Genomic DNA, 14,571 nt, shown 5'->3' on the forward strand with positions numbered 1-14,571 from the left:
TCATGGTCTACAGCGTGGAGCTTGGAACCCCTGGTTCACCGGCCCCTGCCGCCTCCTCACCGGAAGGCGTCAGGGGCGGCCGTCTGAACGAGGGTCGGGGCCCCGCCGTCGGCCCCGAACTGGAAGGCACCGCGACATGGTTGGTGTGCTCAAGCGGTGGGGCGGCGCCCTCCGCACCGGGATCGCCGCCCTCGCGGTGTCGCTGCTGGCGACCGTACTCGGCCTCGGCACCGCCGCTCCCGCGCACGCCGCCACTCCCGCCCACGCCCCCGCCCTGAGCCGGGCCGGCGTCTGCCCCGACGGCAACGGCGTGACCGTGGTGGTGGACTTCCGTGAACTGGGCGGCGGCACCCTGGTGCGCTGCGCGGTGGGCGCCCAGAAGAACGGACTGGCCGCCCTGAAGGCCGCCGGCATCCGGGTCACCGGCACCAACCGCTGGGGCGAGTCCTTCATCTGCCGCCTGGAGAACAAGCCCGGCGCCGACCGCGAGTCCTGCGTGGACACCCCGCCGGCCTCCGCCTACTGGTCGTACTGGCACGCCTCCAACGGCGGCAAGTGGACCTACAGCCAGTACGGCGCCACCTACCGCACCCCGCCCAAGGGCAGCTTCGAGGGCTGGTCCTTCTCCCTCAACCGCGAGCAGGACGACGCCCCCGCGCCCCGGATGACACCCCGCCGCCCGTCCACCCCGCCCCCCGGCGGAGGCAACGGCGGCTCCGGGGGCGGCTCGCAGGGCGGTTCCCAGGGCGGCAACGGCGGCCAACGGCCCGGTGACTCCGGCAACGACCAGGGCCAGGACGAGGGGAAGCGCGACCAGAACCCCGAGGACGAGGAGTCCCCCAAGGACGGCAAGTCCAAGGACAAGGACAAGAAGGACGAGAAGAAGGACGACAAGAAGAAGTCCGACGCGGACAAGTCCTCCGACAGCCCCGCCCCCACCCCGACCGAGGACGACGACTGGGACGGCGCCGACGGACAGGACGGCGAACCGGTCTCCTCCAGTGAGGACCAGGGGATGCCCCTGGGCACGGTGGTGGCCGCCGGCACGGTACTGGCCGTGGCCACGGCCGGTGGGGTGGCCGCATGGCGCAGGCGCCGCGCCGGCCCCTCCGGCGGAAGTTCATGAGCCCGCTGCCCCGCGCCGTACACCCCGGGGCCTGGTGGCTGTGGGCCCTGGGCATGGCCGCCGCCGCCAGCCGTACCACCAACCCGCTGCTGCTGGCGCTGATCGTGGCCGTGGTGGGCTTCGTGGTCGTGCAGCGCCGGGGGGACGCCCCCTGGGCACTGGCCTTCCGCATGTACCTGGTGCTGGGCGCCTTCATCGTGGCGATGCGGGTGGTCTTCCGCATCGTCTTCGGCGGGGGCATGGGGGAGACGGTGCTGTTCACCCTGCCCGAGATCCCGCTGCCCGAATGGGCCGCCGGCATACGGCTGTTGGGCCCCGTCGCCGCCGAACAACTGCTGGGCGGCGCCTACGACGGGATGCGCCTGGCCGCCATGGTGATCTGTGTGGGCGCCGCCAACGCGCTGGCCAACCCCAAGCGGATGCTCAAGGCCCTGCCCGGCGCCCTGTACGAGGTGGGCACCTCGGTGGTGGTGACCCTCAGCGTCGCACCCCAACTGGTGGAGAGCGTCCAACGGGTGCGCCGGGCCCGGCTGTTGCGGGGCGGCTCCACCAAGGGCCGGCGGGCCATACGCGGCATCCTCATCCCGGTGCTGGAGGACGCCATGAACCGTTCCCTGGCCCTGGCCGCCGCCATGGCCTCGCACGGGTACGGCCGCACCGGACGCATCGCCCCCCGCACCAGACTGGTCACCGGGGTCCTGGTGATCGGCGGGCTGCTCGGGGTCTGCGCCGGACTCTACGGAGCCATGGGCGCCAGCACCCCCGTCCTGCTGGGCACCCCCCTGCTGCTGGCCGGACTGGCCCTGGCCGCCGTCGGCTTCCTGCTGGGCGGACGCCGGGTACGCCGTACCACCTACCGCCCCGACCCCTGGCGCGGCGCCGAGTGGATGGTGGCCGCCTGCGGACTGGCGTCCGCCGCCGGCATGTACCTGGTCTCCGGCACCGCCCAGGCGGCCACCCTCTACCCCCCGCTGTCCCCCCTGAGTTGGCCCGAGGTGACCGTGACCCCCGTACTGGCGGCGCTGACCGGACTGCTGCCCGGTGTACTGGCGCCCCGACTGCCCCGCCAACTGCCCCGGGAGGTGCCGGCGTGATCGTCTTCGACCAGGTGACCCTCACCTATCCCGAGGCCACCGCCCCCACCCTGGACGGGGTGCGACTGGAGGTGCCCGAGGGCGAACTGTGTCTGGTCGCCGGCCGTACCGGGGTGGGCAAGTCGACCCTGCTGGGCGCCGTCAACGGACTGGTCCCGCACTTCACCGGCGGCCACCTCCAGGGCACCGTCACCGTGGACGGCGTCAGCACCGCCGACGTACCGCCCCAGGAGTTCGCCGACCGGGTCGGCGTGGTCGGCCAGGACCCCCTGGCCGGTTTCGTCACCGACACCGTCGAGGAGGAACTCGCCTACGCCATGGAGCAGTTGGCGCTGCCCCCCGAGGTGATGCGCAAGCGGGTGGAGGAGACCCTCGACCTGCTGGGCATCGCCGAACTACGGGACCGCCCCCTGCGCACCCTCTCCGGCGGCCAGCAGCAACGGGTGGCCATCGGCTCCGTCCTCACCGCCCACCCCCGGGTGCTGGTCCTCGACGAACCGACCTCCGCCCTGGACCCCACCGCCGCCGAGGAGGTCCTCGCCGCCGTACTCCGCCTGGTCCACGACCTGGGCACCACCGTGCTGATCGCCGAACACCGCATGGAACGGGTCCTGCAGTACGCCGACCGGCTGGTGCACCTCACCGGAGACGGCCTCCTCGACCAGGGCGACCCCGAGGAACTCATGCGCACCGCCCGACCGGCCCCGCCCGCCCCGCCCGTGGTGCGCCTGGGCCGGCTCGCCGGCTGGGACCCCCTGCCCCTGTCCGTACGGGACGCCCGACGCCGGGCCGGCCCCCTGCGACGACAGCTCGCCGACCGACAGCCGCCCCCGGCCCGCCCCGCCCCCGGGGAGACCGCGCTGTCCGCCAAGGGCGTCACGGTCACCTACGGCGAACGCGTCGCGGTACGCGGCCTCGACCTGGAACTGCGCCAGGGCCAGGTCACCGCGCTGATGGGCCGCAACGGCTCCGGCAAGTCCTCCCTGCTGTGGGCGCTCCAGGGCTCCGGCCCCCGCAGCGCCGGCCGGGTACGGGTGGGCGACGTCGACCCCGGACGGCTGCGCCCCGGGCGGGCCCGCTCCCTGGTCGGCCTGGTACCCCAGACCGCCAGCGACCTGCTCTACCTCCAGACCGTCGACGCCGAGTGCGCCCAGGCCGACACCGAGTCCGAGCGACCCACCGGAACCTGCCGGGAGTTGCTGGACAGCCTCGCCCCCGGTATCCCCGGCCCACGCCACCCCCGCGACCTGTCCGAGGGGCAGCGCCTCGCCCTGGTGCTGGCCATCCAACTGACCGCCGCACCGCCCGTGGTGCTGCTGGACGAACCCACCCGGGGCCTGGACTACACCGCCAAGGAGGCCTTCGCCCGACTCGTCGGCCGTCTCGCCGAGGAGGGCCGCGCGGTCGTGGTGGCCACCCACGACGTGGAGTTCACCGCCCGCGCGGCGGACCGGGTGCTGGTGATGGCCGAGGGCGAACTCGTCGCCGACGGACCCACCGCCGAGGTGGTCGTCTCCTCCCCGGCCTTCGCCCCCCAGGTGTCCAAGGTGCTCCAACCGGCCCCCTGGCTGACCGTGGAACAGGTCGCCCACGCTCTGGAGACCCCGTGAGGGCCCTGGCGCGGGTGCCCGCGCTCCCGGTACGGATGCGCAGCGCGGTGGTGCTGACCCTGGCCAGCGTGGCCGGGGTGGCGATGTTCTGCTGGCCGCTGTTCCTCCCGCCCAGCGCCCGGGGCATGGCCCACTCCACCGACGCCCCCCTGCTGTTCATCCTGGTCCTGCCGGTGCTGCTGGCCGTCGTACTGGCCGAGATGTCCTCCGGCGGCATCGACGTCAAGGCCCTGGCCATGCTGGGCGTGCTGTCCGCCGTCAACGCCGGCCTTCGCCCCCTGGGCGCCGGAACCGCGGGCATCGAGACGGTGTTCTTCCTGCTGGTGCTCGCTGGCCGGGTCTTCGGCCCCGGCTTCGGCTTCGTACTCGGCTCCACCTCGCTGTTCGCCTCCGCCCTGCTCACCGCCGGAGTCGGCCCCTGGCTGCCCTTCCAGATGCTGGCCTCCGGCTGGATCGGCCTGGGCGCCGGACTGCTGCCCCGCAGGGTCACCGGCCGGGCCGAGATCGCCATGCTCGCCGGCTACGGAGTGCTGGTCGCCTACCTCTTCGGCTTCCTGATGAACATGTGGTTCTGGCCCTTCACCGCCGGAACCGACACCCAGCTGTCCTTCGTGGCCGGCGCCCCCCTGCTGGAGAACCTGCACCGGTTCGCGGTGTTCACCCTGGTCACCTCCACCTTCGGCTGGGACACCGGCCGGGCCCTCACCAACCTGGTGGCGATCGTCACCCTGGGCCCCGCCGTACTGGCCGTACTCCGTCGCGCCGCCCGCCGCGCCGCGTTCAGCGCCCCGGTACGGGTCACCCCCGCCTCGGCGCCCCCGAAGCCCGCCCCGGAGAAGACGGCGCCCCCCGGGGACCGGAAACCGGGCGAACCCCCGCCCGAGCACCGCCCCGTGGGCGTCACCGCGCCCAGCCCGTACGACGACGTGCCACCCGAGCGGGGAAGCCCCGCCGACCCGCCCGACTCCGACCGACCCCGAGCGACCACCAGAACCGAGAGGTAGTCCACGATGCCCCGACCCCACGCCGCCAGACGCGCCGCCGCGATACCCGCGCTGCTGCTGGCGACCGCCCTGCTGTCCGGCGGCTCGGCCCACGCCCAGGCGCCGGCCGCGCAGAAGGCCGACACCCTCCAGTCGCCGGCCAACGCGGCGGCCACCTGGACCGCGGCCCAACTCACCGACGGCACCCACGCGTCCGGCGACCACGGGCTGACCGCGGACATCGTGATGGCCCTCGCCTCCACCGGCACCGGCGGCTCGACCAGCGACAAGGCCACCGACTGGCTGGCCGCCAACGCCGAGGACTACGTCACCAAGGGCAAGCCGGACCAGGTGTTCGCCGGGGGAGTGGCCAAGCTGCACCTGGTCGCCTCCATCCAGGGCCGCGACCCCGCCGACTTCGGCGGCCAGAACCTCACCAAGCTGCTGACCGACCGCCTCCAGGACAACGGGCGGTTCACCGACAAGCTGGCCAGCGGTGACATGTCCAACCAGTTCACCCAGTCCCTGGCGGTGCTCGCCCTGCACCGCACCGGGAAGGTGCCGGACAACGCCGCCGAGTTCCTCGCCAAGTCCCGCTGCGAGGACGGCGGTTACCCCCTGTCCTTCAAGGACGACCCGACCAAGTGCAAGTCCCACACCGACAGCACCGGACTGGCCGTACAGGCCCTGCTGGCGGCCGGACGCACCGCCGACGCCAAGCCGGCACTGGACTGGCTGGAGAAGCAGCAGGGCAAGGACGGCGGCTTCAGCGACATCAGCTTCGGCCAGTCGCCCGCCAACTCCAACACCACCGCCCTCGACGTCCAGGCCCTCGCGGCCGGTGGCCGCACCGAGGCAGCCGGCAAGGGCGTGAGCTGGCTGCGCGGGCGCCAGCTCGACTGCGACGCCGCCGCCAAGGACCGGGGAGCCGTGGGCTACGCCGAGGCCAAGGTCGACGGCACCACCCTGCGGGCCACCGCCCAGGTGGTCCCCGCCCTCGCCGGCAAGTCCCTCAGCCAGATCGACGGCACCGACGCGGCCAGGGACCTGGAGCCGGTCAAGTGCGGCCCCGGCGACGGTGACACCGGCGGCGGCAACGGCGGCAACGGAGGCAATGGAGGCGACAGCGGCGGGGACACCGGCGGCGACGACGGAGGCACCACCGAGGGCGACAGCGGCGGTTCCGGGGGCGACGACCCGGGCACCACCGGCGGCGACTCGGGCGGCGACTCCACGGGTGGCACCCAGGGCGGTACCAGCGGGGGCAACGACCCCGCGCCCCAGACCACCGGTGGGGACGCCACCAGTCCCAAGGGCCCCCTGGCCTCCTCCGGCAGCTCGGTACTGCCGCTGGCCGGTCTGGCCGGCGCCCTGGTACTCGCCGGCGCCGCCGCCGTCACGGTGACCCGTCTGCGCGGCACCCGACGCTGAACGGTCCGGCCGCGGGCCCTCCCACGAGCGCCCGCGGCCGGGCGCGACCTGGCCCCCGGAGTCCCGGAGCCTTCCCGGCCCGTCCGGTTCGGACTCCGGGGGCTGTGACGAGGGCCGGCCAGCGGGTCGGTGACGCCGACCCCGGTACGGCCCACGGCGGCGCGCGGTACCGACCCCCGGCGGTCCGAGTACGCCACCCGCCCGTTCCCCGCGCCCGGACCAGCGGCACCCCCCTGTCTTCCTTCCCGCCCAGCTCATAACCGGGCTGGGCACCAACCACCCGAAAGGCACGACACCTTGAGAGCAGGAAACCTCCTCCGCGCCACCGTGGGCACCGCCGTACTCGGCCTGGCCCTCACCGTGACCCCGGCCGCCCAGGCCGCCACCGGGGCGTCGGCCGACACCACGGCCGCCGTGTCCGTGACCCTGACCGTCGAGGGCCCCGACGGCACGATCTTCGACGACACCCTCACCACCGACGGCCACGAGGTCACCACCGAGACCGGCGGCACCCATAAGTGCGACGGCACCAACAACGGGCAGAACGACACCGCCGGCCCGACCCCGACCGCCGCCCTGGACGACGCCGCCGAACAGGAGGGCTTCACCTGGGACGGTGAGTGGTACGCCTCCTTCGAGGACTACTTCGTCTCCGACATCGACGGCCACAACGGCGGCGCCGACCACTTCTGGCAGATCTCCGTGAACGGCACCCCCACCTCCGTGGGCGGCTGCCAGGCCCGTATCAAGGCGGGCGACCAGGTGGACTTCACCTGGACCGAGATCGAGTGATCCCACCCGGTGCCGGGAGCGACCACCTCCCGGCACCGGCCACCGCGCGGGTCGGCACCCCGGCCCTCGTGTCGGCCGCCGCGCTGTTCATGACGCGGGCCGGCGCGCACCGCACTATCGTGATCACGGCACCCCACCGGGAAGCGGAGCCGTACCGACCCCGCCCCCGGACGGGACGCCCACACACCCGCACCGAGGAGAGGCCGTGGCCGAGGACACCGCACCGCAGGGAACGGCCGGCAGCACCCTCCGGCACGGCATGGCGGAGATCGAACCCGGGCTACGACTGCACTACGTCACCGCCGGTGTCGGCCCCCGCACCGTGGTCCTCCTCCACGGCTTCCCCCAGACCTGGTGGGAGTGGAACAGGGTCATCCCCCTCCTCACCGGCCAGGGGTTCCGCGTGGTCGCCCCCGACTACCGAGGCGCGGGCAACTCCTGGCGTCCCCCGGCCGGTTACGACAAGTGGACGATGGCCGGGGACATCCACTCCCTGCTGCGCGACCACCTCGACATCCGGCAACCGGTGGCCGTGGTGGGCCACGACATCGGGATGATGGTGGCGTACGCCTACGCCGCCCGGTACCGCGACCACACCTCCCACCTCGCCGTCATCGACGCCCCGCTGCCCGGCACCGAGGTCTTCGACCGGCTGCGGGCCGACCCCCGGGTGTGGCACTTCGCCTTCCACGCCACCCCGGACCTCCCCGAACTCCTGGTCACCGGGCGGGAACGGCCGTACCTCCAGAGCTTCTTCAACGCCCGGATCTTCGACCCCTCCGCCGTGGACGACCACGACCTGGACGTCTACGTCTCCGCCTACTCCGCCCCCGGCGCCCTGCGGGCCGGCTTCGAGGTCTACCGCGCCTTCGACCGCGACGCCGCCGACAACCGCGCGGACCTGGAACGCCACGGCCGACTCACCCTCCCCGTACTCGCCGTCGCCGGCACGCTCAGCACCACCGGCCCGCTGATGGGCCCGATGATGGGCGAGGTCGCCGAACGGGTCACCGCCCTCCGCGTCCCGGACACCGGCCACTGGGTCCCCGAGGAGAACCCCCGCGCCCTCGCCGAGGCCCTGCTCCGCTTCCTCGCGGACTGACCGGCCAGGGCGGGGCTGCCCCGACCACGCGGCCACCGTGACCACGAGGGCCTCGCCGGTACGCGTGGCCCGGCTCTCCCGTGGGGGCGAGCCGGGTCCGACCGGTGGACCCATCGCGGAGCCGTGTCGGGAGATCCCCGTCAGAGCACCCGCCGTCACGTGGACCCCGGTCACGGGGTGACGGCTGGCCGTGCGGCCGGACCGCCGCTGTGCGGCTCAGCCCTGGGTGGGCACACTCGCCCCGACCCGCCGGACCACCGCCGGCCGGATCAACTCCCGCACCGTACGCAGCAGTTCGGAGGGCTCGAAGGGCTTGGAGAGGAAGGCGTCCACCGCGCCAGCGGCGCTCGCCACGTCACCGCCCTCCACCCCCGCCGACACCATCACCAGGGGCAACCGGGCGGTCAACGGGTCGGCCCGCAGCCGTCGCGCGGTGTGCGTCCCGTCCAGCCTCGGCATCACGATGTCCAGCGTGACGAGGTCGGGGCTCACCTGGTGGACCAGCTCCAGGCACTCGACACCGTCGTTGGCGGTCACCACCTGGTAGCCCTCCAGCTCCAGGTTGACCCTGATCAGCTGCCGCATCACCCTGCTGTCGTCCACCACAAGGACGCGGCCCTTCACCCCTGGCACATCGTTCAGCGTAGGCAGCGACCCCGGATCCTGTCCCGGTTTTGCCTCTTTCCCCCACGGTTCCCCCGTCCTCGGTACCGACGTTGACGCCCCCTCCCCGAACCGCGCCCGCCCCCGACCCCGGTCCCGTAAACCCGGTCGGAGTCACCCTCCGGGAGCTGGTAGTGTTTTCCCTGTCGCCGCCACCAAGGCGAACGACACAAGCCCCCGTAGCTCAGGGGATAGAGCAACGGCCTCCGGAGCCGTGTGCGCAGGTTCGAATCCTGCCGGGGGTACTTCCGGGTCAGCGCCACACAAGGCGCTCTGACCAGGCAAGGAACCGCAGACCAGGGGCGGGACTCAGTTCACTGAGTCCCGCCCCTGGTCGTTGTCCCACCCTGTCGTGAGGGGGTGGCGAGGGCGGTTTCGGACCCCCTCCTCCGACCCTTTCGATCTTCCGGTCGTTCCCGTCGTCGCACCCGTCACCGCCGCCGCACCTGGCCTCGGTGGCTCACCCCCGAGGCACACCGAAGCACGGCACCCCCCAGCGGCGGCACCCGATGTCCCCCTGGGTCCGCGACGCCAGCGCGACCCACGTCGTACGGACACCCGCCGGGGTCACCTCCCCGCCGGTTCCGAAGGGGGCCGCCACCCAGGCCCGCTCCTCCCCTTCAACGACAACCCTTCCGGGGCCCGTCCCCGCATACGCGGGGAGCACTCGACGGCGATGGCGGTGCGCCACGGCGACCGGGGACCATCCCCGCGTACGCGGGGAGCACACGCACTCCTCCGCGAAAAGCGCCGTGTAGTCGGGACCACCCCCGCATACGCGGGGAGCACCGCAGCGCCTGCATCGTGGCCTCGCTCCCGCTGGGACCCTCCCCGCACACGCGGGGACCACAGCCCCCTGCCCAGGTGACTTACCGTCAGGTAACGGGGCGTTCCACCACGTTAGCTTTCCGCTGCCCCACGGCGCTGGCGGTGCCGTTCCGGGGTGAAGGGACCGTCAAGCCCCTTCGCCAGGGGCGGGGTTGAGGTGGACGGGGGTTGGCGCTTCCTCACGTTTCCTCCAGGGCGAGGTCGGTGGTGAGAGGTGCGGGGTCGGCGTTCTGGGAGGGGTTGCCGTGAGCCGCCCACCCTCGACCGGCACGGGTGGTGGCCCTCGGGGCGGGGTCAACGTACTCCGGGTGGGGGGCCCTCTTCCGCTTCCGTCGGGACGGGGCGTACCCGACCGGGGCCGGGGTGACCCGGGTGCGAGGTACCGCGCCCGGCCGGGTGCCCTTCGAGGTCAGCCCGGCGGCCCTCGCCTGTGGTCCGCGTCGGAGGGGGGTGGCCGCGTGGGTGGTGAACGCGGGTGGGGGGCGGTCGTTGTGGTGGCCGTAACAGCGGCCGTTGCCGCAGACGCCTGTTCCGGGGGAGGGGAGCGCCCTAGTCTCGGAGCCCGGTCCGTGGGGCCGCTTGGTTGCCTCCGGTTGTCCGTTCCTGTTATCCGACGGTCCGCGCGACGTCTCCCCAGTGACCGAGAGGACCCCGCCGGGAGTTGGACGGAAAGAGGACATGGTGAGCGGCGAACGCGAAGTGGCGATGGTGAAGGCGGCGAGGGCGGGGGACCAGCGCGCGCAGGACCAACTGGTCGCCGCGTACCTGCCGTTGGTCTACAACATCGTGGGCCGCGCCCTGAACGGCCACGCGGACGTGGACGACGTGACGCAGGAGACCATGATCCGGGTGCTGTCCGGGCTGGGTAACCTCCGCGACCCGGAGGGTTTCCGCAGCTGGCTGGTCGCGATCACCATGAACCAGATACGGGACCACTTCCGCCGCAGCGGGACCGTGCCGATACCCCGCGAGGACCTGGCCGACTCCCACGAAGTGGCCGACCCCGGCGCGGACTTCGTGGACCTGACCATCGTCCGGCTGGGGCTGTCGGGCCAGCGCCGGGAGGTCGCGGAGGCCACCCGCTGGCTGGACGAGGACGACCGGGCGTTGCTGTCCCTGTGGTGGCTGGAGGCCGCCGGGGAGTTGTCCCGTGGCGAGTTGGCGCACGCGATGGAGTTGTCGCCGCAGCACGCGGCGGTACGGGTACAGCGGATGAAGGCGCAGCTGGAGACCGCCCGGGTGGTGGTACGGGCCCTGGCCGTCCGCCCCGGATGCCTGGAGCTGGAGCGGCAGTTGGCCCCCTGGGACGGTGTGCCCTCGGCGTTGTGGCGCAAGCGGGTGGCCCGGCACACCCGGGAGTGCGGGGTGTGCGCCGGGCACTGGTCGGGGTTGGTGCCCGCCGAGGGGCTGCTGGTGGGGTTGGCGCTGGTACCGCTGGGCGTCGGGCTCGTGGGCTGGGCCCCGGAGTGGGAGCCGACGGCGGCGGTGGTGCGGGTCGGGGGGCGGGCCGAGGCGCGGCGACGGCGTACGCGGGGCCGTCGACGGGTCGGGGCCCTGGTGGCCGCCCTGGCCGTGCTGGGTACCGGCGGCGCGACCTATCTGCTGCTGGGGCCGGATGACGACGGGCCGGCCGACACGGTGGCCTCCGTACCCTCGCGGTCCGCCGAGGTGTCGGCCTCCTCGTCGTCTCCTTCTCCCTCCACCTCGACGAAGAAGCCGGGGAAGAAGAAGGAGCGGAAGAAGGCCGAGCCGAAGAAGAGCGGGAAGAAGACCGCCGAGCGGCCCCGCCCCTCCCGGACGTCGGCGCCGGCCGGTCCGCCGTCCTCCGCCAAGCCCCGCCCCAGCCGTACCCAGCAGCCCCCGCCGCCCTCGGGTGACGGGCCGCAGGTGCTCGCCCTGGTCAACAAGGAGCGCGCGGCGCGGGGGTGTGGCGCGTTGCGGTTGAACGACCGGCTGAACACCGCCGGGCAGCGGCACTCCGACGACATGGCGGCACGCGGTTACTTCTCGCACACCAGCCCCGACGGCAAGGACCCCGGTGACCGCATCACGGCGGCCGGGTACCGCTGGAGTACCTACGCGGAGAACATCGCCCGGGGGCAGGGGTCACCGGCGCAGGTGATGAAGGCGTGGATGGACAGTTCCGGCCACCGGGCGAACATCCTCAACTGCTCCCTCAAGGAGATGGGGCTCGGCGTCCACCAGGGCGCGGGCGGCCCGTGGTGGACCCAGGTGTTCGGTACGGCGGCCTGACCCGACCCGTCCCGGTGAGCCGGCCACCAGGGGCCAACCCACCCGCTCGGCAGGGGAGTTGAGCCCCCGCGTGGTGCGGGGAGCGCGGTCGTACGGGCTCGGCTCCAGGGGACCCGCAGCGGCGGTACGGTGCCCGTGTCCGGGCTTCTCCAATGGCGGCACCTGTGACGGTCCGACACCCCGTCCCAAGTGCTGAAACCTCCTCGCGTGGCGCCCCTCGGACTGCCATACGCTGGGCCCGTGACACCCGCTGAGCTAGCCCGCGCGCTGACCGACGCCGCGCGGCGTACCGCCCGGGACGGCGAGCTGGACCTCGACCCGGCCCGCTTGCCGGAACCCGTGGTCGACAGCCCGCCCCGGCCGGGCGGTGGGCCGGACGGCGACTACGCCAGCGGCTTCCCCCTGCGGGTGGCCCGACTGGCCGGCCGCCGCCCGGACCAGGTCGCCGCTTCGCTGGCCGTACGGCTGCGGGCGACCCCGGGGCTGGCCGAGGTGACCGTGACCGGGCCGGGCTTCGTGACCGTGACCCTTCAGCCGTCCGCCCGGGCCGCCCTGGTGCGGGAGTTGGCGGACCGGCCGGTCCCCGGTCTGCGTACCGTCGACCAGCCGGCGCGGGACCTGGCCGCCTGGGCGGCCGTCACCGGGGAACCGGCCGGGCGGCTGGTCCGGCGTACCGAGGACAGCTCGCTGTTCCGGGTGCAGTACGCCCACTTCCTGTGTCACGCCACCCTCCGGTGGGCGCGGGACCTCCGGGTGGGCGCGGACCGGGCCGACGGGAGTCACCGCCATCCGGCCCAGCGCGCGCTGCTGGGGCTGCTCGCCGACCAGTCCCGGGTGGCCTCGGCCGGGCGCGCGGACCGGCACGCCCGGCACCTGGACCGCATCGCCGGCGCGCTGCGCACCGTCGTGGAGACGTGTCCGCCGCTGCCGCGCGGCGGGGAGAAACCCGGGGCCGCCCACCGGGAACGGCTGGCCCTCGTCGAGGCCACCGGAACGGTGCTGGCCGGCGGCCTGACCCAGCTCGGCGTGACCGCACCCCACCGTCTGTGAGTACACCGTCGTCGAGTACGACCGAGAACTACGAGGAACCACCGTGAACCACTCACCCCAGTCTGTCCGCAGGGTCAGCGAGGTCGCCCGATGAGCCGTTCCGCCCACCCGGCCGGCCCGCGCCACGCCGACGTACTGCCCGAGGGCCACTACTCCGCCCCGCCCACCGACCTCAACACCCTGGAACCGCACATCTGGTCCCAGACGGTCAGCCGCAACGCCGAGGGCGCGCTCACCGTCGCCGGCCGGGACGTACGGGAGCTGGCCGAGGAGTTCGGCACCCCCGCGTACATCCTGGACGAGGAGGACTTCCGGGCCCGCTGCCGTGCCTGGCGGGACGCCTTCGGCGAGGACGCGGACGTGTACTACGCCGGCAAGGCCTTCCTCTCCCGCGCCGTGGTGCGCTGGCTGGCCGAAGAGGGGCTCAACCTCGACGTCTGCTCGGCGGTGGAACTGTCCACCGCGCTGAGCAGCGGGATGCCGGCCGAGCGGATCGCCCTGCACGGCAACAACAAGTCCCTGGCCGAGATCGAGCAGGCGGTGGAGGCCGGGGTCGGGCGCATCGTGCTGGACTCGTACCAGGAGATCGTCCGGGTCGCCCACGTCGCCAGCCGGCTCGGACGGCGGCAGGCCGTCCAGGTGCGGATCACCGTCGGGGTCGAGGCACACACCCACGAGTTCATCGCCACCGCGCACGAGGACCAGAAGTTCGGCCTCTCGCTGTCCGACGGCGACGCCGCCGAGGCGGTACGCCGGGTGCTGGGTCTGGACAGCCTGGAACTGAAGGGCGTCCACTCGCACATCGGCTCGCAGATCTTCGACACCGCCGGCTTCGAGGTCGCCGCCCGCCGGGTGGTGGGCCTGCTCAGCCAGGTGCGCGACGAGCACGGGGTGGAGCTGCCGGAGATCGACCTCGGCGGCGGCCTGGGCATCGCGTACATCCCCGAGGACGACCCCAGCGAGCCCCGGGAGATCGCCAAGGCGCTGCGGGACATCGTGGCCCGCGAGTGCGAGTCGGCCGGCCTGTCCGCGCCCCGGCTGTCGGTGGAGCCCGGTCGCGCCATCGTCGGGCCCACCGCCTTCACCCTGTACGAGGTGGGCACCCTCAAGGAGCTGGAGGGGCTGCGCACCTATGTGAGCGTGGACGGCGGCATGTCCGACAACATCCGTACCGCCCTGTACGACGCCGAGTACTCGGTGGCCCTGGTCTCCCGCACCTCGGATGCCGCCCCCATGCTGTCCCGGGTGGTGGGCAAGCACTGTGAGAGCGGCGACATCGTGGTGAAGGACGCCTTCCTGCCGGCCGACCTCGCCCCCGGCGACCTGTTGGCCGTGCCCGCCACCGGCGCCTACTGCCGCGCCATGGCCAGCAACTACAACCACGCCCTGCGACCCCCGGTCATCGCGGTGCGGGACGGCCAGGCCCGGCCCATCGTGCGGCGGGAGACCGAGGAGGACCTGCTACGACTGGACGTGGGCTGAGGCCCTCCGACAGCCGGGACTCCTCGTACGGCATGTGGGAAACGCGTCTCGGATACTGAACCATGGGGGGCTTTCCCGGTTCGGTGGGCGAGACTGGCAGCACCCTCGCCGCGCGGTGGCCGGAGCGCGGCCAGGGCGCGACCCGGGTAGGAACGGC

At 73.6% G+C, this 14,571-nt stretch carries 11 protein-coding genes and 1 tRNA gene; 11 read left to right on the forward strand and 1 reads right to left on the reverse strand.

The window, feature by feature from the left end:
• The first annotated feature begins 136 nt into the window (after nt 1–136).
• The 7 genes from ABZT14_RS07135 to ABZT14_RS07165 all read left to right on the forward strand — a co-directional run bounded on the left by ABZT14_RS07135 (nt 137) and on the right by ABZT14_RS07165 (nt 8,138).
• Nucleotides 137–1,126 carry a hypothetical protein gene (locus ABZT14_RS07135; RefSeq protein WP_356298118.1) on the forward strand — a complete coding sequence of 330 codons (990 nt, stop codon included), beginning with the start codon at nt 137–139 and terminating at the stop codon, nt 1,124–1,126.
• Nucleotides 1,084–2,220, forward strand: a complete 1,137-nt coding sequence (locus ABZT14_RS07140; RefSeq protein ID WP_356298120.1) for a CbiQ family ECF transporter T component — start codon at nt 1,084–1,086, stop codon at nt 2,218–2,220. Before ABZT14_RS07135 ends, ABZT14_RS07140 begins: the two co-directional genes overlap by 43 nt.
• On the forward strand, nt 2,217–3,830 hold the full coding sequence (locus ABZT14_RS07145) for an ATP-binding cassette domain-containing protein (RefSeq protein WP_356298122.1): 1,614 nt from the start codon (nt 2,217–2,219) through the stop codon (nt 3,828–3,830). The genes ABZT14_RS07140 and ABZT14_RS07145 overlap by 4 nt, the downstream gene beginning before the upstream one ends.
• Before the next feature lie 35 nt (nt 3,831–3,865).
• Nucleotides 3,866–4,834: an ECF transporter S component gene (locus tag ABZT14_RS07150; protein WP_356298561.1), complete on the forward strand. Its 969-nt coding sequence runs from the start codon at nt 3,866–3,868 to the stop codon at nt 4,832–4,834.
• A gap of 6 nt (nt 4,835–4,840) precedes the next feature.
• Nucleotides 4,841–6,244, forward strand: a complete 1,404-nt coding sequence (locus ABZT14_RS07155; protein ID WP_356298123.1) for a prenyltransferase/squalene oxidase repeat-containing protein — start codon at nt 4,841–4,843, stop codon at nt 6,242–6,244.
• Nucleotides 6,245–6,541: 297 nt separating this feature from the next.
• On the forward strand, nt 6,542–7,036 hold the full coding sequence (locus ABZT14_RS07160; RefSeq protein WP_356298125.1) for a DUF4430 domain-containing protein: 495 nt from the start codon (nt 6,542–6,544) through the stop codon (nt 7,034–7,036).
• 205 nt (nt 7,037–7,241) lie between these two features.
• The gene (locus ABZT14_RS07165) at nt 7,242–8,138 is read left to right on the forward strand and encodes an alpha/beta hydrolase (protein ID WP_356298127.1); all 897 of its coding nucleotides are present in this window, start codon (nt 7,242–7,244) and stop codon (nt 8,136–8,138) included.
• Between the two features lie 216 nt (nt 8,139–8,354).
• Here the strand turns inward: ABZT14_RS07165 and ABZT14_RS07170 are convergent, their stop codons facing one another.
• On the reverse strand, nt 8,355–8,771 hold the full coding sequence (locus ABZT14_RS07170) for a response regulator (RefSeq protein WP_356298129.1): 417 nt from the start codon (nt 8,769–8,771) through the stop codon (nt 8,355–8,357).
• Nucleotides 8,772–8,974: 203 nt separating this feature from the next.
• Between ABZT14_RS07170 and ABZT14_RS07175 the strand changes: the two genes are divergently transcribed.
• The 4 genes from ABZT14_RS07175 to lysA all read left to right on the forward strand — a co-directional run bounded on the left by ABZT14_RS07175 (nt 8,975) and on the right by lysA (nt 14,414).
• Nucleotides 8,975–9,046 (forward strand) — tRNA-Arg (locus ABZT14_RS07175).
• Nucleotides 9,047–10,310: 1,264 nt separating this feature from the next.
• Nucleotides 10,311–11,882, forward strand: a complete 1,572-nt coding sequence (locus ABZT14_RS07180; RefSeq protein ID WP_356298131.1) for a sigma-70 family RNA polymerase sigma factor — start codon at nt 10,311–10,313, stop codon at nt 11,880–11,882.
• A gap of 240 nt (nt 11,883–12,122) precedes the next feature.
• Complete coding sequence (locus ABZT14_RS07185; protein WP_356298133.1) at nt 12,123–12,932, forward strand: DALR anticodon-binding domain-containing protein; 810 nt, start codon at nt 12,123–12,125, stop codon at nt 12,930–12,932.
• 90 nt (nt 12,933–13,022) lie between these two features.
• Complete coding sequence (gene lysA, locus ABZT14_RS07190) at nt 13,023–14,414, forward strand: diaminopimelate decarboxylase (protein ID WP_356298134.1); 1,392 nt, start codon at nt 13,023–13,025, stop codon at nt 14,412–14,414.
• The last annotated feature ends 157 nt before the right edge of the window (nt 14,415–14,571 follow it).

The sequence above is a fragment of the Streptomyces sp. NPDC005438 genome, from assembly GCF_040606315.1.
Lineage (GTDB): Bacteria > Actinomycetota > Actinomycetes > Streptomycetales > Streptomycetaceae > Streptomyces.

What these genes read in the sequence shown, in the direction of transcription:
- ABZT14_RS07135 (WP_356298118.1), top strand. Translation starts at nt 137, where the DNA reads ATGGTTGGTGTGCTCAAGCGGTGGGGCGGCGCCCTCCGCACCGGGATC.
- ABZT14_RS07140 (WP_356298120.1), top strand. Translation starts at nt 1,084, where the DNA reads ATGGCGCAGGCGCCGCGCCGGCCCCTCCGGCGGAAGTTCATGAGCCCG.
- ABZT14_RS07150 (WP_356298561.1), top strand. Translation starts at nt 3,866, where the DNA reads ATGCGCAGCGCGGTGGTGCTGACCCTGGCCAGCGTGGCCGGGGTGGCG.
- ABZT14_RS07155 (WP_356298123.1), top strand. Translation starts at nt 4,841, where the DNA reads ATGCCCCGACCCCACGCCGCCAGACGCGCCGCCGCGATACCCGCGCTG.
- lysA (WP_356298134.1), top strand. Translation starts at nt 13,023, where the DNA reads ATGAGCCGTTCCGCCCACCCGGCCGGCCCGCGCCACGCCGACGTACTG.